Source organism: Amycolatopsis sp. NPDC005961 (assembly GCF_040629235.1).
GTDB lineage: Bacteria > Actinomycetota > Actinomycetes > Mycobacteriales > Pseudonocardiaceae > Amycolatopsis > Amycolatopsis camponoti.
This window is the reverse complement of the sequence record NZ_JBEXVF010000062.1, coordinates 36,229-56,789: the sequence shown is the minus strand read 5'-3', so window position 1 is coordinate 56,789 and position 20,561 is coordinate 36,229. Positions and strand designations below refer to the sequence as shown.

The window sequence follows — 20,561 nt, the reverse complement described above, 5'->3', positions numbered from 1 at the left end:
GCGCCTCGTGCGCCGGGTCGCGAGCCCGTGGACCTACGCCGCGCTGATCGCGATCCTGGCCGGCTCGGCGTTCCCCGTGTACTGGTCGTTCGTCGTCTCGTCGCAGACGACGGAAGCCGTCGGCAGCGTCCCGCCCGTGCTGGTGCCGGGCGGGCACCTGTTCGAGAACATCGCCCGCGTCTTCGACGAGTCGAACTTCGCGCTGGCGCTCGGGAACTCGATGATCGTCGCGGGCACGATCACCGTGTCCGTGGTGCTGTTCTCGACGCTGGCCGGGTTCGCCTTCGCCAAGCTGAAGTTCCGCGGCCGGACCGTGCTGCTGCTGCTCGTGGTCGCCACCCAGGCGATCCCGACCGAGCTGGGCGTCGTGCCGCTGTACATGATGATGGCCGACTTCGGCTGGGCCGGGCAGCTGCAGGCGGTGATCGTGCCCGGCCTGGTCACCGCGTTCGGCGTGTTCTTCATGCGCCAGTACTTCGAGCGGGCCCTGCCGCTGGAACTGCTGGAGGCCGGGCGGATGGACGGCTGCGGCTCGCTGCGGCTGTTCTGGCACGTCGCGCTGCCGGCCGCCCGCCCGGCCGCGGCGGTGCTCGGCCTGTTCACGTTCATGCAGGCGTGGAACGACTTCTTCTGGCCGCTGGTCGTGCTGGTCCCGGAGAACCCGACCGTCCAGACCGCGCTCTCCAGCCTGGCCAGCGGCTACACCACCGACTACACCCTCGTGCTCACCGCCGCCACCATCGGCACCGTCCCCGTCCTCCTCGTGTTCCTGCTGTTCGGCCGCCAGATCGTCGGCGGCATCATGCAGGGCGCGCTCAAGGGCTGACCTCCCGGAGCTCATCGTGACTTCCAGCTTCCCGCCCGGCTTCCGCTGGGGCGTAGCCACCTCGGCGTTCCAGATCGAGGGTGCGACGACCGCCGACGGCCGTGGACCGTCCATCTGGGACACCTTCGCCGCGGTCCCCGGCGCGGTCGCCGGGGGTGACACCGGCGAGCCGGCGGCGGACCACTACCACCGCTGGCGCGCCGACCTCGCGCTGCTGGGCGACCTCGGCGTCGACTCCTACCGCTTTTCCGTTTCGTGGCCCCGGATCCAGCCGGACGGCCGGCACGCCGAACGCCGGGGCCTCGACTTCTACCGGCGGCTGGTGGAAGCGCTGCGGGAGAAGAACATCGAGCCGTTCCTCACGCTGTACCACTGGGACCTGCCGCAGGCCCTGGAGGACGCCGGCGGGTGGCGTTCGCGCGACACGGCGTCGCGCTTCGCCGAATACGCGGCGCTGGTGCACGAGGAGCTCGGCGACGTCGTCGACCACTGGACGACGCTGAACGAGCCGTACCCGTGCGCCATCGCGGGGTACGGCGAAGGGCGGCACGCACCGGGAGCGCGTGAGGGACACGGCGCGCTCGCCGCCGCCCACCACCTGCTGCTGGGCCACGGCTTGGCGGTGCGCGCGATGCGTGCGCAGGCGTCACCGCAGCACCGGTTCGGGATCGTGCTCAACCAGTCGCCGGCGGTGCCGGTGTCGGACTCGGCCGCGGACGCCGCGGCGGCGGCCCGCCAGGACACGTTGCTGCGGCGCCAGTTCACCGACCCGCTGTTCGGCGGCCGGTACGCGCCGGGACTGGCGGCGATGTTCGCCGGCGTCTCGGACTTCTCGTTCCGCCACGACGGCGACCTGGAGACGATCGGCGTCCCGCTGGACTACCTGGGCGTCAACTACTACTACCGGCTGCACGTCGCGGACGCCCCGCACCGCGAGCCGGACCCGGCGCTGCGGACCGTGGCCGACATCGGCGTGGACACGACCCGCCTGCCGGAAGTCCCGCGCACGGGCATGGGCTGGCCGGTGGAGCCGGAGGGGCTCACCGAAGCCCTGGTCGGCCTGCACAACCGCTATCCCGGGCTCCCGCCCATGTACGTCACGGAAAACGGCTGCGTGTACGCCGACCGCAGCGATTTCGCCGACTACGAGCGCATTTCGTTCCTGAGCGAGCACATCGAGGCGGCACGCACGGCCGCGGCGGCGGGGGTGGACCTGCGGGGGTACTTCTGCTGGTCCCTGCTGGACAACTTCGAGTGGGCGCACGGGTACAAGCACCGGTTCGGCCTGATCCACGTGGACTACGCGACGCAGGCCCGCACCCCGAGAGCGAGCTACCGCTGGTACCGCGACCACATCGCGGCGGAACGCGCCCGGTGAAACGCGTCGAGGCCACCCCGCGGACGTCCGCGGGGTGGCCTCGACGGCGGTTCGCTACTTCTTGTACAGGCTCTCGATGTCGTTCGCGTAGTTCTTCGTCACCACGTTGCGCTTCAGCTTGAGGCTCGGCGTGATCTCCCCGCCCGCCTCGGTGAAGTCGTTGGCCAGCACCGTGAACTTCTTGATCGCCTCGGCCTTGGACACCTGCCGGTTGGCCTCGTCGACCGCGACCTGGATCTCCGCGAGGAGGTCGGCGTCGGTGGCCAGGTCCGCGACCGAAGCGTCGGCGGGCTTGTTGTGCTGGGACTTCCACGCCGGGAAGTACTCCTCGTCCACCGTCACCAGCGCCGCGATGAACGGGCGCTGGTCGCCGACCACCATGGCCTGGCTGACCAGCGGGGCCGCCTTGATCGTGTCCTCGAGGCCGGACGGGGCGACGTTCTTGCCACCCGCCGTGACGATGATCTCCTTCTTGCGGCCGGTGATCTTGAGGAAGCCGTCGGAGTCGAGCTCGCCCAGGTCGCCGGTGTGGAACCAGCCGTCGGTGAGGGACTCGGCCGTCGCCTGCGGGTTGTTGTAGTACGCCCCGAACACGACGTCGCCCTTGAGCATGACCTCGCCGTCGTCGGCGATGCGGACCGACGTGCCGTTGACCGGCTTGCCGACCGTGCCGACGCGGAACGCCGTCTGCGTGTTGACGTTCGCCGCCGCGGACGTCTCGGTCAGGCCGTAGCCCTCGAACACCGGGACGCCGATGCCGCGGAAGAAGTGGGCCAGCCGCGCGCCGAGCGGGGCGCCGCCCGACACCGCCGCGACGCACCGGCCGCCGAGGGCCGCGCGCAGCTTGCCGTAGACGAGCTTGTCGAAGACCAGGTGCTTCAGCTTGAGCCCGAGCCCGGCGCCGCCCTTGTCCTGCGCCTCGCTGTAGGCGACCGCGGTGGCCTCGGCGGCGTCGAAGATCTTGCCCTTGCCGTCGCCGTGGGCCTTCTGCTTCGCCGAGTTGTAGACCTTCTCGAACACGCGCGGCACGGCGACGACGAACGTCGGCCGGAACGTGCCCAGGTCGGCGACCAGGTTCTTGACGTCCGGCGTGTGCCCGAGGGTGACGCGGGCGGACAGCGCGGTCACGGCGATCGCGCGGGCCAGCACGTGCGCCAGCGGCAGGAACACCAGCAGCGAGTTGCCCTGCTCCATGAGCTGCGGGAACGCCTCGATGTCGGCGCGGATCTCGGCCAGTAGGTTGCGGTGGGTCAGCTCGACGCCCTTGGGGCGGCCGGTGGTGCCCGACGTGTAGACGATCGTGGCGAGCTCGCCCGCGCTCACCTCGCGGCGGCGCTCGTGCAGCTCGTCGTCCGACAGCGACGCGCCCATCGCGGCCAGCTCTTCGACGGCGGGGGAGTCACCTTCGATCTGCCACGTGTGGTCCAGCTCGGTGAGCCGGTCCCGGATCTCCTCGACCGCCGCGGCGTGGGCGTTCGTCTCGACGAAAACGCCCTTCGCGGCCGAGTCGGAGAGGATCCAGTACACCTGCTCGGGGGAGGAGGTGTCGTAGATCGGCACCGTGACCGCGCCCGCCGCCCAGATGGCGAAGTCGATCAGCGTCCACTCGTAGCGGGTCTTCGACATGATGGCGACGCGGTCGCCGCGGCCGATCCCGGCCTGGGCCATGCCCTTGGCCACCGCCAGCACCTGGCCGGCGAACTCCTTGGCCGTGACGTCCAGCCAGGTTCCGTCGACCTGGCGGCGGAAGCTCACCACGTCCGAGAACCGCTCGGCGTTCGCCCAGACGACATCGGACATGTTCTCGTCGTCGGCCACCGGCTTGCCGGCGGGAGCGCTGTATTCGCGCACGTGGACCTCCGTGTTCAACGCGTGCGGCAGGCGACACCGCTGTTACCCGCCAGTCAACTTAGCGTGGTGAGCACCTTAAGACCATGCTGATCGCCGTCGCACGGCGAGGGCGTGACATTCTTCGCACGTGAACGCGCCACCCTCACTCGACATCGTCGACGAGACGTTCCTCGCCGTTCCGCCGGCCACCGTGGCCGCGGTCTTCGCCGCACCGGCGTCCTGGCGGCGCTACTGGCCCGACCTGGTCCTCGAGGTCTACACCGACCGGGGCGACAAGGGCCTGCGCTGGACCGTGCGGGGCGCGCTCGTCGGTACGATGGAGGTCTGGCTCGAGCCGGTGCTCGACGGCACCCTGCTGCACTACTTCCTGCGGGCGACGCCCGCTGACGCGGCCGGGACGCCCCGGGAACTGGCGCCACGCGACCTGCGCCGGGAGTTCGACCGGCGGGCCCGCGCGGCGAAGGAGATCGCGCTCGGGCTCAAGGAGATCCTGGAGGACGGGCGCGAGCCCGGCGTTCCTCCACGCGGCGAAAGCTAGAGGGGGCCAGGGGTGCGGGTACACGTCGTCTCGGACGTGCACGGCAACGTCGACGGGCTGAAGCGCGCGGGAGACGGGGCCGACGCTCTGGTCGTGCTCGGCGACCTGGTCGACTTCGTCGACTACCACGACCACGAAAAGGGCATCATGGGCGCCCTGTTCGGCGCGGAGAAGGTGGCCGGGTTCGCCCGCCTGCGCCGGGAGGGCACCCGTGACGAAACCGTTGCCTACTCACGGACGCTCTGGGCGAGCCTCGACGACCCGGCCGGCGCCGTCGACGAGGCCATCCGCACCCAGTACGCGGCGCTCTTCGCGGCGATGACCGCGCCCACCTACGCCACCCCCGGCAACGTCGACACCCCGGCGCTGTGGCCCGAGTTCGCCGGCGAGGGCATCCGGGTCCTCGACGGGGAGGTGGCCGAGATCGGCGGCCTGCGGTTCGGGTTCGTCGGCGGCGCACTGCTGCCCGACGGCGTCGTGCCGCGTCCTCGCAAGGGCGCCGCCTGGCGTCCCTACCTGCGCGTTCGCGAAGACTACGACGCGAGTGTGGCCCAGCTCACCGAGGTCGACGTCCTCTGCACGCACGGCCCGCCGGCGCTGCCGGAGCTGACCTACGACGTCGTCGCGCGCCGCGCCGAAATCGGCTCGACGGCCCTGCTCGACCTCATCCACGCCCAGCGGCCGCGCTGGTCGGTGTTCGGGCACGTGCACCAGCCGCTCGCCCCGCGCGCCCGGGTCGGGCTGACCGAGTGCCGTAACGTCGGTCACTTCAAGGAGACCGGGCAGCCGTACGTGCTGCGCTGGTGACCGACCGCGGCGGCTACGCTTCGTCCCATGGCCGAGCAGTCCACACAGTCCATCGAGGTCGACGCCGAGCCCAGCCGGGTGATGGCCGTGATCGCCGACTTCCCCGCGTACCCGGAATGGGCCAAGGCCGTCCGGCAGACCGAGGTCCTCGACACCGACGGTGACGGGCGCGCCAAGCAGGTCAAGCTCACCCTCGACGCGGGCCCGATCAAGGACGTCTACACCCTCGAGTACGACTGGGACGGTGACGGCCTCGGCGTCAGCTGGCACCTGGTCAAGGGCCAGATGCAGAAGGCGCAGAACGGCCGGTACGCGCTGGAGGACCTCGGCGGCCGCACCCGCGTGACGTACACGCTGTCGGTCGAGCTGGCGCTGCCGATGATCGGCCTGCTGCGCCGCAAGGCCGAGAAGATGGTCATGGACACCGCGCTGAAGGAGCTCAAGAAGCGGGCCGAGGGGTAGCCGCGTGCGGATCCTGCTGTTCACCGGCAAGGGGGGTGTCGGGAAGACGACGCTGGCCGCGGCCACCGGCGCCGCCCTGGCCGCTCGCGGCAGGAAGACGCTCGTCGTGTCCACCGACCCGGCTCACTCGCTCGGCGACGCCTTCGGGCACACCCTCGGGGCCGAACCGTCCGAAGTGGACGCTCTGCTCTCCGCCGTCCAGATCGACTCGCGGACGCTGGTCGACACCACCTGGCACCGGCTGCGGGCCGAGGTGCAGTCGGTCCTGTCCGGCGCGGGTCTCGACACTTTGGACGCCGAGGAACTCACGGTGCTGCCCGGCGTCGACGAGTTGCTCGCCCTCACCGAAGTCCGCCGGCTGGCCGAAGACGGGCCGTGGGAGACCATCGTCGTCGACTGCGGGCCGACGGCCGAGACGCTGCGGCTGCTCGCCCTGCCCGAAGCCTTCTCCGGCTACCTGACCCGTGTGTTCGGCCGCCGCGTCTCGGACTCCGTGCGCCGGCTCGGCGTCCACCTGGACGCCCTGCGCGCACTGCTCACCGAGCCGTCGGTGACCACGGTCCGGCTGGTGCTGACGCCGGAGCGGGTCGTCGTCGCCGAAGCGCGGCGCACGCTCAGCTCCCTGGCCCTGCGCGGGATCGCCGTCGACGGCCTGATCGCCAACCGGCTGATGCCCGCGCCCGGGTTCTGGCGCGGCGGCGCCGGCTCCTGGCTGCGCACCCGGCGGGCGCAGCAGGACGCCGTGCTGGCCGAACTGTCCGCCGCCGGGTTCACGGCGGTGTCCCGCGTCGAGCACCGGGCCGTCGAGCCGGTCGGGCTGCCCGCGCTGCTGGAGATCGCCGCCGGGCTCTACGGCGACGGCGATCCGCTGGCCGGCGACGGCACCCCGGTCACGCCGCTGCTGCGGGTCCGCCCGGCGCCGGACGGCTACACGCTGCGCATCGCGATCCCGCTCGCGCGGGACACCGAGGTCGACCTCGCCCGCGTCGACGACGACCTGGCGATCACCGTGGACGGCTTCCGCAGGCTCATCGCCCTGCCGGAGTCGCTGCGGCCGTGCCGGATCACCGGCGCGGAATCCGACGCCGACGGCCTGGTCGTGAACCTGGCCGGGAACCGGGGACGCGGGTGAGCGAAGAGGACGAGGCGGCCGGGCCGCGGCTGGCCGAGGAGATCCGCCTGCTCGTCGAAATGGTCGTGGAGAAGGCGGCGCCGTGGCTCGAAGGGGTCGTCGCCGCCGGCCACGGGGACCCTGACCAGGCGAAACCGGACGGCTCGGGGTGCGGCTGGTGCCCGCTGTGTGCGATCGTCGCGGTGGTGCGCGGTGAGCGTCCCGAGTTCGCCGCGCGGCTCCTGGAACAGCTGGCGCAGCTCGTGGCGTTGCTCCGAGCGGTGCTCGCGGACCGCTGGGAGCCGGACGAGGGCGTGCACATGCCCGGGTTCCGCCCCGCGCCGCGACCGCCGGCGGACGCTTCGGTGTCGGTGCGGGTGCAGCACATCGCCGTCCGCCGGCGCGACGAGTGGGAGAGCTGAGTGCGGACGATAGGGGTGGACGTCGGCGGGACGAGCGTCCGGGCCGGCGTGGTGGACGAGCGCGGCTCCCTGCTGGACACGGCACGCGTCGCGACGCCGAGCGAGGAGGGCGCCCTCGAGGACGCCATCGCCGGCGTCATCGAGGGCCTGCGCAACCGGCACGAGGTGGCCGGGGTGGGCCTGGCCGTGGCCGGGTTCGTGGCGCGCGACCGCCGGTCGGTGATGTTCGCGCCGCACCTGGCCTGGCGCGGCGCACCGGTCGCGGACCGGATCGAGAAGCGCGTCGGCCTGCCGGTGCTGCTGGAGCACGACGTCAACGCGGCGATGGTGGGCGAGCACCGGTTCGGCGCGGCCCGCGGCGCCCACGTGGCGGCGCTGGTGGCGCTCGGCACCGGCATCGGCGCCGGGCTGCTCCTGGACGGCAAGCTGTTCCGCGGCGCGTACGGCGTGGCGCCCGAGCTGGGCCACCTGACGGTGGTCCGCGGCGGGCGGCCGTGCCCGTGCGGCAAGTACGGCTGCTGGGAGCGCTACTGCAGCGGAACGGCACTGGCGGCGACGGCGGTGGAGCTGCTGACGCGCCACCCGGGCCGCTCGACGGTGCTGGCCCCGCGGGTGGCGGGGGACCCGGGTTCGGTGACCGGCCGCCGGGTGGCCGGCGCGGCGCGTGATGGCGACCCGATCGCGCAATTGGCGATGGCGGAGTTGGCCAAGTGGTTGGGTGAGGGTTTGGCGCTGGTGGCGGATGTGTTCGATCCGGAGATCATCGTGATCGGTGGGGGAGTGTCGGAGTCGGCTCCGCTGTTTCTGGACGAGGCTCGGGAGCACTACGCGGGCGCGATCACCGGGGCTCGGCATCGGCCGTTGGCTCGGATTCGGACCGCGCACCTGGGTGACGACACGGCGATCGTCGGTGCTGCGGCGTTGGCGTTGGAAGCGGCGAAGACTCCGGTCTGACTCGGTTCGGCGCCGGCCCCGTCGGCGGTCTTCCGCGCCACCCCGAAGCCCGATTGTGACTACGGCCGGCGGCACCGCGTCAAGGCGGGAAAGATGCCTTGACCCGGCGTCGCCGGCCGTGTTCTGGCTTCGGATCGGGGTTGCGGGGGGGTGTGGGCCCCGTTCGTGTTGGGTCCGTTTGCTGCCGTGGCCTTTTCCCGCGGCTTTTCGCTCGCGGGCGTCGGGGGTGAGCCTCGGCTTTCTCTGAGAGGTGATCTGCGGTCTACCTGTGACAGGCTGGGCTGGTGAGTGCCCCGTCCGCGAGCGTCTTCGTCCGGTGTTCCTGCGGGCACCTGCACTGGGGTCGCTACGGCGCCGCCGGCCTGCTGCTCGCCGACCCCGCGCGCGGGGTTCTCCTGCAGCGTCGGGCCTGGTGGGTGCACCACGGCCGCACCTGGGCTCTGCCCGGTGGGGCCATCGAAGCCGGCGAGACCGCCGTGACCGCCGCCGCCCGCGAAGCGTTCGAAGAAGCCTCCGTCCCCGCCGCGGCCTTCCGCGCGGTGTCGGCGTCCGTGGTGGACCATGGGGAGTGGAGCTACACCACCGTCCTCGCCCTGGCCGATGGGGCCGAGGCGCGGGTCGCCAACACCGAAAGTGCGGAGGTGCGCTGGGTGGACCCCGATGACGTGCCCGAGTACCGGCTGCACCGCGACTTCGCGGCCGCCTGGCCGGACCTGCGCGGCCGCGTCGGGCAGGAGCTGGTCTTGGTCGTCGACGGCGCCAACGTCGTCGGCTCGCGGCCGGACGGCTGGTGGCGGGACCGGCACGGCGCCGCCGAGCGCCTGCGTGACCAGCTCGCGAAACTCGCCGAAGCCGGCGTGCTCGACCCCGATGACGACGCCGTGACCTGGTGGCCGCGCATCGTCCTGGTCGTCGAAGGCAAGGCCAAGCACGTCACCGGCGTGACCGGCGTCGAGGTCGTCCCGGCCGACACCGATGGCGACTCGAAGATCGTCGAAGTCGTCGCCCAGGAGAAAGCCAAGGTCCTGGTGGCGACGGCCGATCGGGAGCTCAAAAGGCGCGTCGAAGCCCTCGGCGCGTCGATCCTCGGCCCCGGCACGCTCCGCACCCGGCTCGACAAGCTCTAGCCCTTCAGCGTCCCGTCGCGCATCTCGGCGACCAGCGACGCCATCACGGCCTTGAGGCTGCCCTTGTGCGCCTGCGCGACCGCGCGCTGCCGCCGGTAGCTGGGCCCGTACCGCAGGATCTTCTCGACGTCGCGCAGCTCGGCGACGCAGTCCAGGCGCCGCGCCACCGGCTCCAGCCGGTCCAGCAGGTCGGCGATGTCGTCGGTGACCAGCCGCTCGCGCCCGGCCGCGTCCAGGATGACGATCGCGTCGGTGCCGTAGCGGGCCGCGCGCCACTTGTTCTCTTGGACGTGCCACGGCGGCAGCGACGGCAGGATCTCGCCGTCGTCCAGGCGCTCGCTGAAGTCGTCGACCAGGCACTGCGTCAGCGCGGAGATCGCGCCGACCTCCTCCAGCGTCGGCAGCCCGTCGCAGACCCGCATCTCGATCGTGCCCAGGTGCGGTGCCGGCCGGATGTCCCAGCGGATCTCCGAGAACGAGTCGATCACGCCGGTGGTGAACATGTCCTCGGTGTAGCTCTCCAGCTCGGCCCACTTCCGGAACTGGAACGGCAGCCCGGCCGTCGGCAGCTGCTGGAACATCAGGGCCCGGTTCGACGCGTACCCGGTGTCCTCGGCGCCCCAGTACGGCGACGACGCCGAGAGCGCCTGCAGGTGCGGCGCGTAGTTCAGCAGCCCGTCGAGGATCGGCAGCACCTTGTCGCGGTGGTCGACCCCGACGTGGACGTGCACGCCGTAGATCAGCATCTGGCGTCCCCACCACTGGGTCCGGTCGATCAGCTTCGCGTACCGCTCCTTGTCGGTGACCTTCTGCTGGTACCAGTTCGAGAACGGGTGCGTCCCGGCCGAGAACATCTCGACGCCGAGCGGGTCGGCGACGCCGTGCACGACGTCGAGCGACTCGTTCAGGTCGGCCTTGACCTCGGCGATCGTGTCGCAGACCCCGGTGATGATCTCGATGGTGTTGAGCAGTAGCTCCTGCTTGATCTTCGGGTGCTCGGCCCGCCCGTCGGGGCGGACGGCCTCGAGGATCCGCTCGGCGACCGAGGACAGCTCGCCGCTGCGCCGGTCGACCAGGCCGAGCTCCCATTCCGCGCCGACGGTCGATCGCCGCGAGGGGCTGAACTCGATGTTCATCGCGCCTGTGTCAGACCTGGGCGCCGTTGCTGGGATCGGCGCCGGGCGGCGGCCCCTGGCGCACGCGCAGCAGCAGCAACGCGATCGACGTCGCGAGCGCGAGGATGCCCAGCGGCGTCGCCACGGTCGGGCCCACGCCGATCGCGCCGGGCAGGATCAGCAGGAACAGCCCGGCCAGGAACAGCAGCAGGATGAGGAACGCGCCCATCTTCGGCCGCGGCAGTGGCGGCGGCTCCGGCGGGACGTAGTGCTCGTCGTCGCCGGCCGGGTCGTCGGAGAACATCGTCGCGTCCCACGACGTGCCCCCGGACCGCCAGCCGGGCTCCGGCGGGGTGTCCACGACCGGCGGTTCGGCGGGCCGGTCCGGCTTCCGGCGCGACTCGCTCTCCACCCCGAAGCCGGGCCCCGCGGTGCCGGTCTTGTCGGCTTTGTCAGCCCTGTCGGCGCGGTCAGCCCGGTCGGCTTTGTCGGCTTTGTCCGCGGTGTCTACGGTGTCTTTTTCGGGGAGCCCGAACCCGTCGGCCCGCAGGTCGGCGACGATCTCGGCGAACGTCGCGTCGACGTCCTCCGGTCCGTCCTTCCCCCGGCTCATGCGGTCTCCTCGGGCTGTGCGGCGTGCGTCTTCGCGAACTCGACGCTACGCGTGAAAATGAGTTCGGCGTCGTTGTCCTGCGTGGCGACGTGGTAGCTGTTCTCCAGCACGACCTCGGTGACGTCGGTGCTCGAGACGCCCGCCAGCACCAGCCGCGAGTTCTCCGGCTCGACGACGTGGTCGACCGCCGAGTGCAGCAGCAGCACCGGCTGCGTCACCTTGCCCAGGTCCGCGCGCACGAGCGCCCATAGCTTCGCCAGGCTCGCCGCGGCGCGCACCGGGGTGCGCGGGTAGGCCAGCTCCGTCTCGCCGGGCTTCTTGATGTCGTTCGCGATCGCCGGCACCGACGGCACGATCCGGCCCAGCACCGGCAGCAGCTTCGTGTCCCACTTCAGCCGCGTCACCGACGGGTTGACCAGGACGATCCCGGCGATCCGGTCACCGAACTCCTCGGCGAGGCGCAGGGTGAGCGTGCCGCCCATCGAGAGGCCGCCGACGAACACGGTCTTGCACGTCGACAGCAGCGCGAGCAGCGCCTCGCGGACGGCGCCGTACCAGTCTTCCCACGTCGTGCGGTTGAGGTCCGGCCAGCGGGTGCCGTGCCCCGGCAGCAGCGGGCAGCGCACCGTGAACCCGGCCCCGGCCAGGTGGTCACCCCAGGCCCGCATGCTCGCGGGGGTACCGGTGAACCCGTGGCAGAGCAGGAACCCGGTCTCGGCCGAACCGGTGTGTGCGAACGGTTCCGCGCCGGCGAGCACGCCCATGCGATCGCCTTCCGTGTGAGCGGTGGATTCCCCCATGCTCTCACGGCTCGCGGACCTTGTGGGGCTCCGCCCGGGCCCGGAATTCCCTGTGAGATCGATCGCGCCCGCGTGGTAACCGGGTGGTCTCCGTTGTGCGGCGGCCACCGGGGTTCGTAGGCTGTCTCGCGCGGGTTGATGGGGCTGAGCTGCGATGGAGGACTGAGGCACCGGTGCTGTACTGGCTCATGAAGTGGGTATTCATCGGACCGCTGCTCAAGACGCTGTGGCCGACCAAGGTCGTCGGCGCGGAGAACATCCCGGAGAGCGGTGGCGCGATCCTGGCCGGCAACCACCTGGCGGTCGCGGACTCGTTCTTCATGCCGCTGCGGGTCAAGCGCAAGGTCACCTTCCCGGCCAAGTCCGAGTACTTCACCGAGCCCGGCTTCAAGGGCCTGCTCAAGAAGTGGTTCTTCACCGGCGTCGGCCAGTTCCCGATCGACCGCTCCGGCGGCAACGCCGCCCAGGCCGCCCTCGACACCGCGACCCGCCTGGTCAAGGCCGGACACCTGCTCGGCATCTACCCCGAGGGCACCCGCTCCCCGGACGGCCGTCTGTACAAGGGCAAGACCGGCGTCGCCCGGATCGCGCTGGAGTCCGGCGGCGTCGTCGTCCCGGTGGCGATGATCGGCACGGACAAGGTCAACCCGATCGGCTCCAAGATGTGGTGGCCGCGCCGCCTCGAGGTCCGCTTCGGCAAGCCCCTCGACTTCTCGCGGTACGAGGGTCTCGCGGGCGACCGCTTCATCGAGCGGTCGATCACCGACGAGATCATGTACGCGCTGATGGAGCTCTCCGGCCAGGAGTACGTCGACATCTACGCGGCGAAGGCGAAGGAACTGCTGGCCGCCGAGGCCGCCGGGGTCAAGCCCGAGGTGCCCGCCCAGCCGTCCGCGAAGGACGCGGCCCGGGTGCCCGAATCCAAGGTCGGCTGACCCACTAGGGTTCACCGGTGCGTTTCTTCTACGACACCGAGTTCATCGAAGACGGCGTGACCATCGATCTGGTGTCCATCGGTGTCGTTGACGAACGGGGCCGCGAGTTCTACGCGGTCTCGACCGAGTTCGACCCGGCGAAGGCCGGCCAGTGGGTCCGGGACAACGTCCTGAACAAGCTGCCGTCGCCGGCCGACCGCGCGTGGCGCAGCCGCGAGAAGATCCGCGCCGACCTGCTGGAGTTCTTCGGCAAGCCGCCGGGCGGGATCGAGCTGTGGGCGTGGTTCGCCGCGTACGACCACGTCGCGCTCGCCCAGCTGTGGGGCCCGATGCCAGCGCTGCCGAGGCAGCTGCCGCGCTTCACCCGCGACCTGCGCCAGCGGTGGGAGGACGCGGGCAAGCCGAAGCTGCCGTCGGCCCCCACCGACCAGCACGACGCACTCGCGGACGCGAAGCACAACCTCGCGCGCTGGGAGATCATCGAGGAGTACTTCCGGCGCCGCTGACGGTCACGCGTCGGGCGCCACCGGCGTGACGACCGTGCGGCGGAAGTGGTTGAAGATCACCGACGTCCGCACGTCGACGATCTCCTTGCGCTGGGTCAGCCGGTCGAGGACGAACCCGCTCAGGTGGTCGTTGTCGGCGACCGCGATGTGCAGCAGGAAGTCGTCGCTGCCGGACATCACGAACACCGACAGCACCTCGGGCAGCCCCGCCACGAAGGCGCGGAACGACTCGATCACCGCACGGTCGGGCGGGCGCAGCCGCACCGCCACCATCGCCTGCACGGGCCGGCCGATCTTCTTCAGGTCGACGTCGACGTGGTGCCCGCGCACGATCCCGCGCCGGGTCAGCTCCCGCACCCGTTCGAGGCACGTCGACTGCGCGATGTGCAGCTTGCGGGCGAGCTCCTTGTTGGTCTGCTTGGCGTCTTCCTGCAGCAGGGTCAGCAGCGCCGAATCCAGTTCGTCCACGGGACGCTCCGTTCTCCCTCCGGCTCGTGAAGTTCGGTGTTTCGCCGGTGTCGCCGAAATTAGCACGGCGTTCGTCGAGGGCTTCCCGTTCGCTGCTTAGTCTCGCGCCATGATCACAGAAACGCGTGGCCTCTCGGTGGCCGCGGTGCTGGCCGCGGCGCTGATCTGGAGCAGCTCGTTCGCGGTCACCAAGGTGGCGCTGGCGGAGGTCCCGCCGATGACGCTCGGGGCGATGCGGTTCGTCCTCGCGGCGCTCGTCCTCGGCGTCGCGGCGCGCCGGTTTCCCCGGCCGTCCACCCGGCAGCGCTTGTCCATCGGCGGCGCCGGCCTGCTCGGGATCACGGCGTACTTCGCGCTGGAGAACGCGGGCGTCGACCTGGCGACGGCGTCCGACGCGACGCTGATCGTCGCCGCCTACCCGATCATCACGCTGGCGCTTTCCGGCCGCGCCGCGTTCTCCCCGGTCCGGCTGGTGGGCATGCTGGTGGCGCTCGCCGGGGTCTGGCTGGTCGTCCGGGAGCACTCCGGCGGCGGCCACCGCCTGTGGGGTGACGTGCTGCTGGTCGCCGGCGGCGTCGCTTGGGCGGCCTACAACCTGGTCGCGCGCGGGGAGGGCTCGGGCGCGTCGCCGATCGTGGTGACGTACTACCAGACGCTCGCGGGCGCGGGCGGGTTCGTCCTGCTGTCGCTGACGGAGACTTCCCGGTGGAACGTCCCGTCCGGCGGAACGGTGCTGCGGATCGGTTTTCTCGCGGTGGTGTGCTCGGTGGCGGCTTTCCTGCTGTACAACCACGGTCTGCGCGGGCTGGAGCCGAGCGTCGCGGTCAACCTGCTCAACGTCGTCCCGGTGGCCGGGCTCGGCTGGGCGGTGGTGCTGGCGGGGGAGAGCGTGACGCCGTGGCAGCTGCTGGGTGGAGCCGTGGTGCTCGCCGGAGTTTTCCTCGGGAGCCGGAAGTGAAGGCGCAGCACAAGTGCGCCGTCGTGGTCGGCGCCGAGTTGCCCGCGGGCTTGGCGGCCAACGCCGCGGGCGTCCTCTCGGTGACCCTCGGGCACCGGGTCGAGGGGCTCGTCGGAGCCGACGTCAAGGACGCGGACGGCGTCACGCACGCCGGGATCATCCACGTGCCGCTGCCGATCCTGACCGCCTCGCGCGCGGAGATCGCCGCCATCGTCCGGGCGGCCGCCGAAGACGACGAGCTGTTCTTCGTCGCCTTCAGCGCGCTCGCCCAGAGCTGCCGCACGTACGAGGAGTACACGGCCAAGCTGGCGGCCACGGCCACCGCGGACCTCGCCGGTGCCGGCGTCGCCCTGCACGGCCCGCGCAAGAGCGTCGACCGGCTGGTCGGGTCGCTGCCGTTGCTGCGCTGACCGCCCGAAACTGTCGGGGGTCCCCGGTAACGTAAGAACCGGGGGACCCCCGGGCCGGGGACCTCTCAGCGGCGCGCCCGCACCGCCGAAGCCAGCTCGTCCAGCAGCGGTGCGGTGTCGTCCCACGCCATGCACGCGTCGGTGATCGACTGGCCGTACGTCAGCTTCTCCGGGTGGCCCAGGTCGAGGTCCTGCCGCCCGCCCGCCAGGAAGCTCTCCATCATCAGCCCGGTGATGCGCTCACCGCCGCCGATGCGGGCGGCCAGCTCGCCGACCACCGCGGCCTGGCGGACGTGGTCCTTGCCGCTGTTGCCGTGGGAAGCGTCGATGATCACGCGCTCCGGCAGACCCGCCTTCGCCAGCCGCGCCAGGGTTTCGGTGACTGTCGCGGTGTCGTAGTTGGGGCCGCCCGCGTGGCCGCGCAGGATCACGTGGCAGTCCGGGTTGCCCGACGTCGTCAGCAGCGCCGCCAGGCCGTCGGTGTTGATGCCCGGGAACACGTGGCTCGCCGCGGCCGCGCGGGTCGCGTCGACCGCCACCTGGACGTCGCCCTCGGTCGAGTTCTTGATGCCCACCGGCATCGACAGCGCGCTGCACAGCTGGCGGTGGACCTGGCTCGCCGCGGTCCGCGCGCCGATCGAGCCCCACGTCACGATGTCGGCGATGAACTGCGGCGTGATCGGGTCGAGGAACTCGCACCCGACCGGCAGGCCGAGCTCGGAGACGTCGAGCAGCAGCTTGCGCGCCATCCGCAGACCCTTGTTGACGGCGAACGTGCCGTCGAGGTCCGGGTCGTTGATCAGGCCCTTCCAGCCCAGCGTGGTGCGCGGCTTCTCGAAGTACACGCGCATCACGACGTGGATGTCTTCGCGCAGTTCCTCGGCCTTCGCGGCGAGGCGGCGGGCGTAGTCGAGGGCGGCTTCGGGGTCGTGCACCGAGCACGGGCCGACGACCACGAGCAGCCGGTCGTCCCGGCCGTCGAGGATGTCGACCGTTTCGGCGCGGCCCTGTTTCACGACCTTGGCGACGGCGGGGCCGACGGGATGGTCTTCCCGGAGCATCGCGGGCGAAATGAGCGGACTGATCGACGTGGTGCGCGCGGCGTCGAGGTCACCGATGGTGGCGGGTCCGGCGGAGAGCGTCATCGCGGGGGTGTTCCTTCCTGGTGGACACCGACCCGCGCGGGGGACCCTCGCCGAGCCGGTTCGAAATCCGGCTCGGGGGTGGAGGTCAGCGCAGGTTCACGCCGCCGTGCCCACCCGGGGCCGGCTTCGTAAACCAGTAATAGCGCTGCACGCCGTCAAGTTAGCACACGCCGGAGCCGGACCGATTCTCCAGGTGGTACGGGCTGCACCGATCAAGACGTGAGCCGCTACTCTGGCGGACGACGAAATGTGACTGTCATCTCCAGAAAACAGACGGAGGCTTCTCATGCGTGTCGGTGTGCTGACCGGCGGCGGCGACTGCCCGGGGCTCAACGCGGTCATCCGCGCGGTGGTGCGTAAGGGCATCGAGGTCCACGGCTGGGACCTCGTCGGCTTCCGCAACGGCTGGAACGGCCCGCTGACCGGCGACAGCCGTCCGCTCGGCCTCAACGACGTCGAAGACATCCTCACCCGCGGCGGCACCATCCTGCGGTCCTCGCGCACCAACCCGTACAAGGTCGAGGGTGGCGTCGAGAAGATCAAGCAGGTCCTGGCCGACCAGGGCGTCGACGCGCTGGTCGCGATCGGCGGCGAGGACACCCTCGGCGTCGCGAAGCGGCTCACCGACGACGGCGTCGGCGTCGTGGGCGTGCCCAAGACGATCGACAACGACCTGGGCGCCACCGACTACACCTTCGGCTTCGACACCGCGGTCTCCATCGCGACCGAGGCGATCGACCGGCTGCACACCACCGCCGAGTCGCACCACCGCGCGCTGGTCGTCGAGGTCATGGGCCGCCACGCCGGCTGGATCGCGCTGCACTCCGGCCTCGCCGGCGGCGCGAGCGTGATCCTGGTGCCGGAGCGGCACTTCAACGTCGACCAGGTCGTCTCGTACGTCGAGAGCCGCTTCGAGAAGGAGTTCGCGCCGATCATCGTCGTCGCCGAGGGCGCGCTGCCCGAGGGCGGCGAGGAGCGGCTGCTCACCGGGGAGAAGGACGCCTTCGGGCACGTCCGCCTCGGCGGCATCGGCACCTGGCTGGCCGACGAGATCGCCCACCGCACCGGCAAGGAGTCCCGCGCCGTGGTCCTGGGTCACGTCCAGCGCGGCGGCACCCCGACGGCGTACGACCGCGTCCTCGCGACGCGCTTCGGCCTGCACGCCGTGGACGCCGTGGCCGACGGCGACTTCGGCGTGATGGTGGCGCTGAAGGGCACGGACATCGTCCGCGTCAAGCTGTCCGAGGCGACGGCCGAGCTGAAGACCGTCCCGGCCGAGCGCTACCAGGAAGCCGAAGTCTTCTTCGGCTGAGCACTTCCGCCGGGGGCCGTCCCCATCGGGGGCGGCCCCGCGGCGCGTTCAGATCCGGGCGAGGGCGTCCAGGACGCCGGCCGCGGCGGCGATGTCGTCGGTGAGCGGCCGGTCGTCGACACTCGCGTCGAGGACCGCCGACGCCGCTTCGAACGCGTCCCGGACCGGGAGATCGACCAGGTCGGCGTCCCGCATCCGCAGTGCGCGGACCGCCGCGACCAGCTCGCAGCCCAGCACCTGCTGGTAGGCCGCGCACGCCGCCGTCGCCGCGCGGGCTGCCTGCGTCGAGAAGCTCGCGTGGTCCTCGAGGCCGCGGGAGACGACCGCCGTGCCGAGCGTCGCCGGCAGGGCCGCCTGCCGCAGCTCGGTGAGCGCGTCGTGGGCGACGTACTCCAGGATCATCACGCCGGAACTGCCCGCCGGGCCCGCCGCGAGGAACGGCCGCAGCCCGGTGAACTCCGGCTCGACCAGGTCGCCGAGCCGGGCCACCGACAGCTCCGCCACCTGGTGCACGGTCGCCCGGGCCTGGTCGAGCGCCGTCGACACGTACGCCGTGTGGAAGTGGGCGTGGTGGTAGGCGTCGCCGTGGACCGTCGAGATCATCGGGTTCTCGGTGCTGGCGTTGATCTCCACGGCGAGCACGTCGCGCAGGTAGTGGATCGCGTCGAGCGCGGGGCCCTGGACCTGCGGAAAAGCCCGCAGCCCGAAGGGATCCTGGATCCGCCGGCCCGGCTTCGGCGTCTGGTGCATGCCGAGCAGGCGCCGCATCTCCGCCGCGCACGCGACCTGCCCCGCGTGCGGCCGCGCTTCGTGCACCGGCGTCGCGTACGCCTCCGGGTTGCCGTCGAGCGCGACGTAGGTCAGCGCCGCGACGGCGTGGCTCGCCCGGGTCAGCGCGTCGAGCCGCATGGTCGCGAGGGTCGCCTCGGCGAGCGTCGCGGCGTTGCTGCTCATGAACGCCAGCGCGTCGCCGGCGTGCACCGGCACCGGCGGCACGTGCCCCTCGACCCACGCGCGTTCGCCGGTGAGCGCGAGCGCCGTCTCGGCCAGCGGCGCGAGGTCGCCGGTGCCGATCGCGCCCAGCCGGTGCACCAGCGGCAGCGCGCCGGCGCGGACCGCGTCGGCCAGCGCGCCGATCAGCTCGGGGCTGATCCCCGACCGGCCGGCCAGCAGCTGGTTGAGCCGGATCAGCATCATCGCGCGGACCTGGCCGGGCGGCATCGGGTCGCCGCTGCCGCCCGCGTGGCTGCGCAGCAGGCGGAGGCCGTGCTCCCGCGAGCTTTCGACGGTGTCGTCCTTGTTGGCCCCGACGCCGGTCGTCCGGCCGTAGACCCGCCGCCGGGTGCTGAGGTCCTCGGCGAGCTTCCACGCGTTCTCGGCGCCGCGCAGCGCGGCGATCGAGACGTCGATACCCAGCGGGCCCCCGGTGCGCGCCGCGGTCACCACGTCCGCGCACCGCAGGGTCCGGCCGTCGACCCGGATCACGGCAGCCTCCTTCCCGGCTGCCCTCACTATGCGGCTAGGACGCGGGTGGTTGCCAGGGCGGCATCGGCCAGTCCCAGTGCGGTACCGGTTCGTGCGGGTTCGGCTCGGCGCCGGGGGCGGAGAAGAGGACGGCCAGGCGGCTGCCCCACTCGAGGTAGCCCGCGAAGGCGGCGCGGAACTCGGGGTCGGCGGGCAGGCCGGCCTCGTCGGCGGCGTCGAGCAGCAGGTTCACCCACCGGCGGCGCTGCTCTTCGGTGATGCCGCGGCCGAGGTGGCGGCCGACCATGTGGGCGTGGCCGCCGTGGTTCTCGGAGTAGGCGGCCGGGCCGCCGAAGACCTCGCCGAGCCAGACCGCGACGTGCTTCGGGTGGTCGGGGTCCATGCCGCGGAAGACGGGTTCGAGCAGCGGGTCTTCCAGGACGTGGCCGTAGAAGATCTCGAGCAGCTTCACGAGGGCTTCGTGGCCGCCGGCCCAGTCGTAGAGGGTCGGCGTCGGCGGGGTTTCTGGCACGATCACCCGGTCAGGCAACCAGTGGTCGCCCCGGTCGGGCAACCACGTACTTTCCGGTTCGTGGGGAGGGCGGATGAAGCGGTACCACTGCGCGGTGGAGCTGGCGGTCGACCTGATCGGCGGCAAGTGGAAGCCGGTGATCCTCGCGCACCTGAAGGAGGGCGCGCACCGCTACGGCGAACTGCGGCGCCGGATGCCGGGGGTGAGCGAGAAGATGCTGACCCAGCAGCTGCGCGAGCTGGCGGCGGACGGGATCGTCCGCCGCGTCGAGTTCGACGGCCGGGTGCCGCACGTCGAGTACCACCTGACGGAGGTGGGGGAGGAGCTCCGCCCGGCGCTGACGGCGCTGTACGAGTGGGGCGAGCGCCGCGCGGCGGCCGCGGGCATCACGTTCGAGGCCCCGGCGTAAGCACCCCCAGGCCACACTGGGCGCGCCGGTCAGCGCGGGTCGGTTTCGTCCAGGCGGCGTTCCAGCGCGTCCAGGCGGTCCGACCAGAACCGGCGGTACGGCGCCAGCCAGGCGTCCACTTCGGCCAGTGGCTGCGGCCGCAGCGCGTAGCACCTTCGCTGGGCCGCCACCCGGACCGTCACGAGGCCGGCCTCCCGCAGCACCCGTAGGTGCTTGGACACCGCGGGCTGGCTCAGCTCCAGCTCGTCGACCAGCTCGCCCACCGACCGCTCGCCGTCGCGCAGCAGGTCCAGGATCGTGCGGCGGCGGGGCTCGGCCAGCACCTCGAACGTCTGCATCACCCCTGAAATGTGCTCCGCGCGGCATATTCCTGTCAAGGCATGCGTGACCGGGCCGCTGGGCCGCTCGGCCTAAGGCT

At 71.9% G+C, this 20,561-nt stretch carries 24 protein-coding genes; 15 read left to right on the top strand and 9 right to left on the bottom strand.

The window, feature by feature from the left end; genetic code table 11:
• Window positions 1–7 precede the first annotated feature (7 nt).
• Entirely contained in the window at window positions 8–826 is an 819-nt protein-coding gene (locus tag ABZ342_RS38040) for a carbohydrate ABC transporter permease (RefSeq protein WP_360483718.1), read from the top strand.
• 16 nt (window positions 827–842) lie between these two features.
• Window positions 843–2,204, top strand: coding sequence for a GH1 family beta-glucosidase (locus ABZ342_RS38035; RefSeq protein WP_360483706.1), 1,362 nt, complete (start codon window positions 843–845; stop codon window positions 2,202–2,204).
• A gap of 54 nt (window positions 2,205–2,258) precedes the next feature.
• Here the strand turns inward: ABZ342_RS38035 and ABZ342_RS38030 are convergent, their stop codons facing one another.
• Window positions 2,259–4,055, bottom strand: a complete 1,797-nt coding sequence (locus ABZ342_RS38030) for a long-chain fatty acid--CoA ligase (protein ID WP_360483703.1) — start codon at window positions 4,053–4,055, stop codon at window positions 2,259–2,261.
• Between the two features lie 127 nt (window positions 4,056–4,182).
• Here ABZ342_RS38030 and ABZ342_RS38025 point away from each other — a divergent pair, with 127 nt between their 5' ends.
• The 7 genes from ABZ342_RS38025 (at window position 4,183) to ABZ342_RS37995 (ending at window position 9,476) form a co-directional block, all read left to right on the top strand.
• Window positions 4,183–4,593 carry a polyketide cyclase / dehydrase and lipid transport gene (locus ABZ342_RS38025; RefSeq protein WP_155542130.1) on the top strand — a complete coding sequence of 137 codons (411 nt, stop codon included), beginning with the start codon at window positions 4,183–4,185 and terminating at the stop codon, window positions 4,591–4,593.
• Window positions 4,594–4,605: 12 nt separating this feature from the next.
• Complete coding sequence (locus ABZ342_RS38020; protein ID WP_155542131.1) at window positions 4,606–5,400, top strand: metallophosphoesterase; 795 nt, start codon at window positions 4,606–4,608, stop codon at window positions 5,398–5,400.
• A gap of 27 nt (window positions 5,401–5,427) precedes the next feature.
• The gene (locus ABZ342_RS38015; protein WP_086678751.1) at window positions 5,428–5,862 is read left to right on the top strand and encodes an SRPBCC family protein; all 435 of its coding nucleotides are present in this window, start codon (window positions 5,428–5,430) and stop codon (window positions 5,860–5,862) included.
• A 4-nt stretch (window positions 5,863–5,866) separates the two neighbouring features.
• On the top strand, window positions 5,867–6,994 hold the full coding sequence (locus ABZ342_RS38010) for an ArsA family ATPase (protein ID WP_360483700.1): 1,128 nt from the start codon (window positions 5,867–5,869) through the stop codon (window positions 6,992–6,994).
• Window positions 6,991–7,395 (top strand): hypothetical protein, encoded by a 405-nt coding sequence (locus ABZ342_RS38005; RefSeq protein ID WP_196425246.1) that lies wholly within the window; start codon window positions 6,991–6,993, stop codon window positions 7,393–7,395. The genes ABZ342_RS38010 and ABZ342_RS38005 overlap by 4 nt, the downstream gene beginning before the upstream one ends.
• 15 nt (window positions 7,396–7,410) lie before the next feature.
• On the top strand, window positions 7,411–8,349 hold the full coding sequence (locus ABZ342_RS38000; RefSeq protein WP_360483715.1) for an ROK family protein: 939 nt from the start codon (window positions 7,411–7,413) through the stop codon (window positions 8,347–8,349).
• A 284-nt stretch (window positions 8,350–8,633) separates the two neighbouring features.
• Window positions 8,634–9,476, top strand: a complete 843-nt coding sequence (locus ABZ342_RS37995) for an NUDIX domain-containing protein (protein ID WP_360483697.1) — start codon at window positions 8,634–8,636, stop codon at window positions 9,474–9,476.
• Here ABZ342_RS37995 and ABZ342_RS37990 read toward each other — a convergent pair.
• Genes ABZ342_RS37990 through ABZ342_RS37980 form a run of 3 tightly spaced genes read right to left on the bottom strand, consistent with a single transcriptional unit; the run spans window position 9,473 to window position 11,968 of the window.
• Entirely contained in the window at window positions 9,473–10,612 is a 1,140-nt protein-coding gene (locus ABZ342_RS37990; RefSeq protein ID WP_155542134.1) for a glutamate--cysteine ligase, read from the bottom strand. The two genes, ABZ342_RS37995 and ABZ342_RS37990, sit on opposite strands and share 4 nt — an antisense overlap.
• A 10-nt stretch (window positions 10,613–10,622) precedes the next feature.
• Window positions 10,623–11,204 (bottom strand): hypothetical protein, encoded by a 582-nt coding sequence (locus ABZ342_RS37985; RefSeq protein ID WP_360483694.1) that lies wholly within the window; start codon window positions 11,202–11,204, stop codon window positions 10,623–10,625.
• A complete protein-coding gene (locus ABZ342_RS37980) occupies window positions 11,201–11,968 on the bottom strand; it encodes an alpha/beta fold hydrolase (protein ID WP_155542136.1) in 768 nt (255 codons plus the stop codon). Before ABZ342_RS37980 ends, ABZ342_RS37985 begins: the two co-directional genes overlap by 4 nt.
• Before the next feature lie 209 nt (window positions 11,969–12,177).
• Here ABZ342_RS37980 and ABZ342_RS37975 point away from each other — a divergent pair, with 209 nt between their 5' ends.
• Window positions 12,178–12,939 carry a lysophospholipid acyltransferase family protein gene (locus tag ABZ342_RS37975; protein WP_155542137.1) on the top strand — a complete coding sequence of 254 codons (762 nt, stop codon included), beginning with the start codon at window positions 12,178–12,180 and terminating at the stop codon, window positions 12,937–12,939.
• A 17-nt stretch (window positions 12,940–12,956) separates the two neighbouring features.
• The gene (locus tag ABZ342_RS37970; protein ID WP_155542138.1) at window positions 12,957–13,445 is read left to right on the top strand and encodes a polyadenylate-specific 3'-exoribonuclease AS; all 489 of its coding nucleotides are present in this window, start codon (window positions 12,957–12,959) and stop codon (window positions 13,443–13,445) included.
• A 3-nt stretch (window positions 13,446–13,448) separates the two neighbouring features.
• Here the strand turns inward: ABZ342_RS37970 and ABZ342_RS37965 are convergent, their stop codons facing one another.
• On the bottom strand, window positions 13,449–13,913 hold the full coding sequence (locus ABZ342_RS37965; RefSeq protein ID WP_360483689.1) for an Lrp/AsnC family transcriptional regulator: 465 nt from the start codon (window positions 13,911–13,913) through the stop codon (window positions 13,449–13,451).
• A gap of 109 nt (window positions 13,914–14,022) precedes the next feature.
• Here ABZ342_RS37965 and ABZ342_RS37960 point away from each other — a divergent pair, with 109 nt between their 5' ends.
• Window positions 14,023–14,871, top strand: a complete 849-nt coding sequence (locus ABZ342_RS37960; RefSeq protein ID WP_360483686.1) for a DMT family transporter — start codon at window positions 14,023–14,025, stop codon at window positions 14,869–14,871.
• Window positions 14,868–15,281, top strand: a complete 414-nt coding sequence (locus ABZ342_RS37955) for a DUF2000 domain-containing protein (protein ID WP_360483683.1) — start codon at window positions 14,868–14,870, stop codon at window positions 15,279–15,281. Before ABZ342_RS37960 ends, ABZ342_RS37955 begins: the two co-directional genes overlap by 4 nt.
• Before the next feature lie 65 nt (window positions 15,282–15,346).
• Here the strand turns inward: ABZ342_RS37955 and ABZ342_RS37950 are convergent, their stop codons facing one another.
• The gene (locus ABZ342_RS37950) at window positions 15,347–16,426 is read right to left on the bottom strand and encodes a 3-deoxy-7-phosphoheptulonate synthase (RefSeq protein WP_360483680.1); all 1,080 of its coding nucleotides are present in this window, start codon (window positions 16,424–16,426) and stop codon (window positions 15,347–15,349) included.
• Between the two features lie 286 nt (window positions 16,427–16,712).
• Between ABZ342_RS37950 and ABZ342_RS37945 the strand changes: the two genes are divergently transcribed.
• The gene (locus ABZ342_RS37945) at window positions 16,713–17,738 is read left to right on the top strand and encodes a 6-phosphofructokinase (RefSeq protein WP_155542143.1); all 1,026 of its coding nucleotides are present in this window, start codon (window positions 16,713–16,715) and stop codon (window positions 17,736–17,738) included.
• Between the two features lie 48 nt (window positions 17,739–17,786).
• On the opposite strand, the gene ABZ342_RS37940 is transcribed toward ABZ342_RS37945, so the two are convergent.
• Together ABZ342_RS37940 and ABZ342_RS37935 are read right to left on the bottom strand one after the other, a co-directional pair.
• The gene (locus ABZ342_RS37940) at window positions 17,787–19,223 is read right to left on the bottom strand and encodes an aromatic amino acid ammonia-lyase (RefSeq protein ID WP_155542144.1); all 1,437 of its coding nucleotides are present in this window, start codon (window positions 19,221–19,223) and stop codon (window positions 17,787–17,789) included.
• A gap of 34 nt (window positions 19,224–19,257) precedes the next feature.
• Window positions 19,258–19,740 carry a group II truncated hemoglobin gene (locus ABZ342_RS37935; RefSeq protein ID WP_360483676.1) on the bottom strand — a complete coding sequence of 161 codons (483 nt, stop codon included), beginning with the start codon at window positions 19,738–19,740 and terminating at the stop codon, window positions 19,258–19,260.
• 67 nt (window positions 19,741–19,807) lie between these two features.
• Between ABZ342_RS37935 and ABZ342_RS37930 the strand changes: the two genes are divergently transcribed.
• The gene (locus ABZ342_RS37930) at window positions 19,808–20,143 is read left to right on the top strand and encodes a helix-turn-helix domain-containing protein (RefSeq protein ID WP_360483673.1); all 336 of its coding nucleotides are present in this window, start codon (window positions 19,808–19,810) and stop codon (window positions 20,141–20,143) included.
• Window positions 20,144–20,172: 29 nt separating this feature from the next.
• On the opposite strand, the gene ABZ342_RS37925 is transcribed toward ABZ342_RS37930, so the two are convergent.
• A complete protein-coding gene (locus tag ABZ342_RS37925; protein WP_196425426.1) occupies window positions 20,173–20,481 on the bottom strand; it encodes a metalloregulator ArsR/SmtB family transcription factor in 309 nt (102 codons plus the stop codon).
• Window positions 20,482–20,561: the final 80 nt, after the last annotated feature.

What these genes read in the sequence shown, in the direction of transcription:
- ABZ342_RS38015 (WP_086678751.1), top strand. Translation starts at nt 5,428, where the DNA reads ATGGCCGAGCAGTCCACACAGTCCATCGAGGTCGACGCCGAGCCCAGC.
- ABZ342_RS37930 (WP_360483673.1), top strand. Translation starts at nt 19,808, where the DNA reads ATGAAGCGGTACCACTGCGCGGTGGAGCTGGCGGTCGACCTGATCGGC.
- ABZ342_RS37960 (WP_360483686.1), top strand. Translation starts at nt 14,023, where the DNA reads ATGATCACAGAAACGCGTGGCCTCTCGGTGGCCGCGGTGCTGGCCGCG.
- ABZ342_RS37925 (WP_196425426.1), bottom strand. Translation starts at nt 20,481, where the DNA reads ATGCAGACGTTCGAGGTGCTGGCCGAGCCCCGCCGCCGCACGATCCTG.
- ABZ342_RS37985 (WP_360483694.1), bottom strand. Translation starts at nt 11,204, where the DNA reads ATGAGCCGGGGGAAGGACGGACCGGAGGACGTCGACGCGACGTTCGCC.
- ABZ342_RS37990 (WP_155542134.1), bottom strand. Translation starts at nt 10,612, where the DNA reads ATGAACATCGAGTTCAGCCCCTCGCGGCGATCGACCGTCGGCGCGGAA.
- ABZ342_RS37945 (WP_155542143.1), top strand. Translation starts at nt 16,713, where the DNA reads ATGCGTGTCGGTGTGCTGACCGGCGGCGGCGACTGCCCGGGGCTCAAC.
- ABZ342_RS37980 (WP_155542136.1), bottom strand. Translation starts at nt 11,968, where the DNA reads ATGGGCGTGCTCGCCGGCGCGGAACCGTTCGCACACACCGGTTCGGCC.
- ABZ342_RS37950 (WP_360483680.1), bottom strand. Translation starts at nt 16,426, where the DNA reads ATGACGCTCTCCGCCGGACCCGCCACCATCGGTGACCTCGACGCCGCG.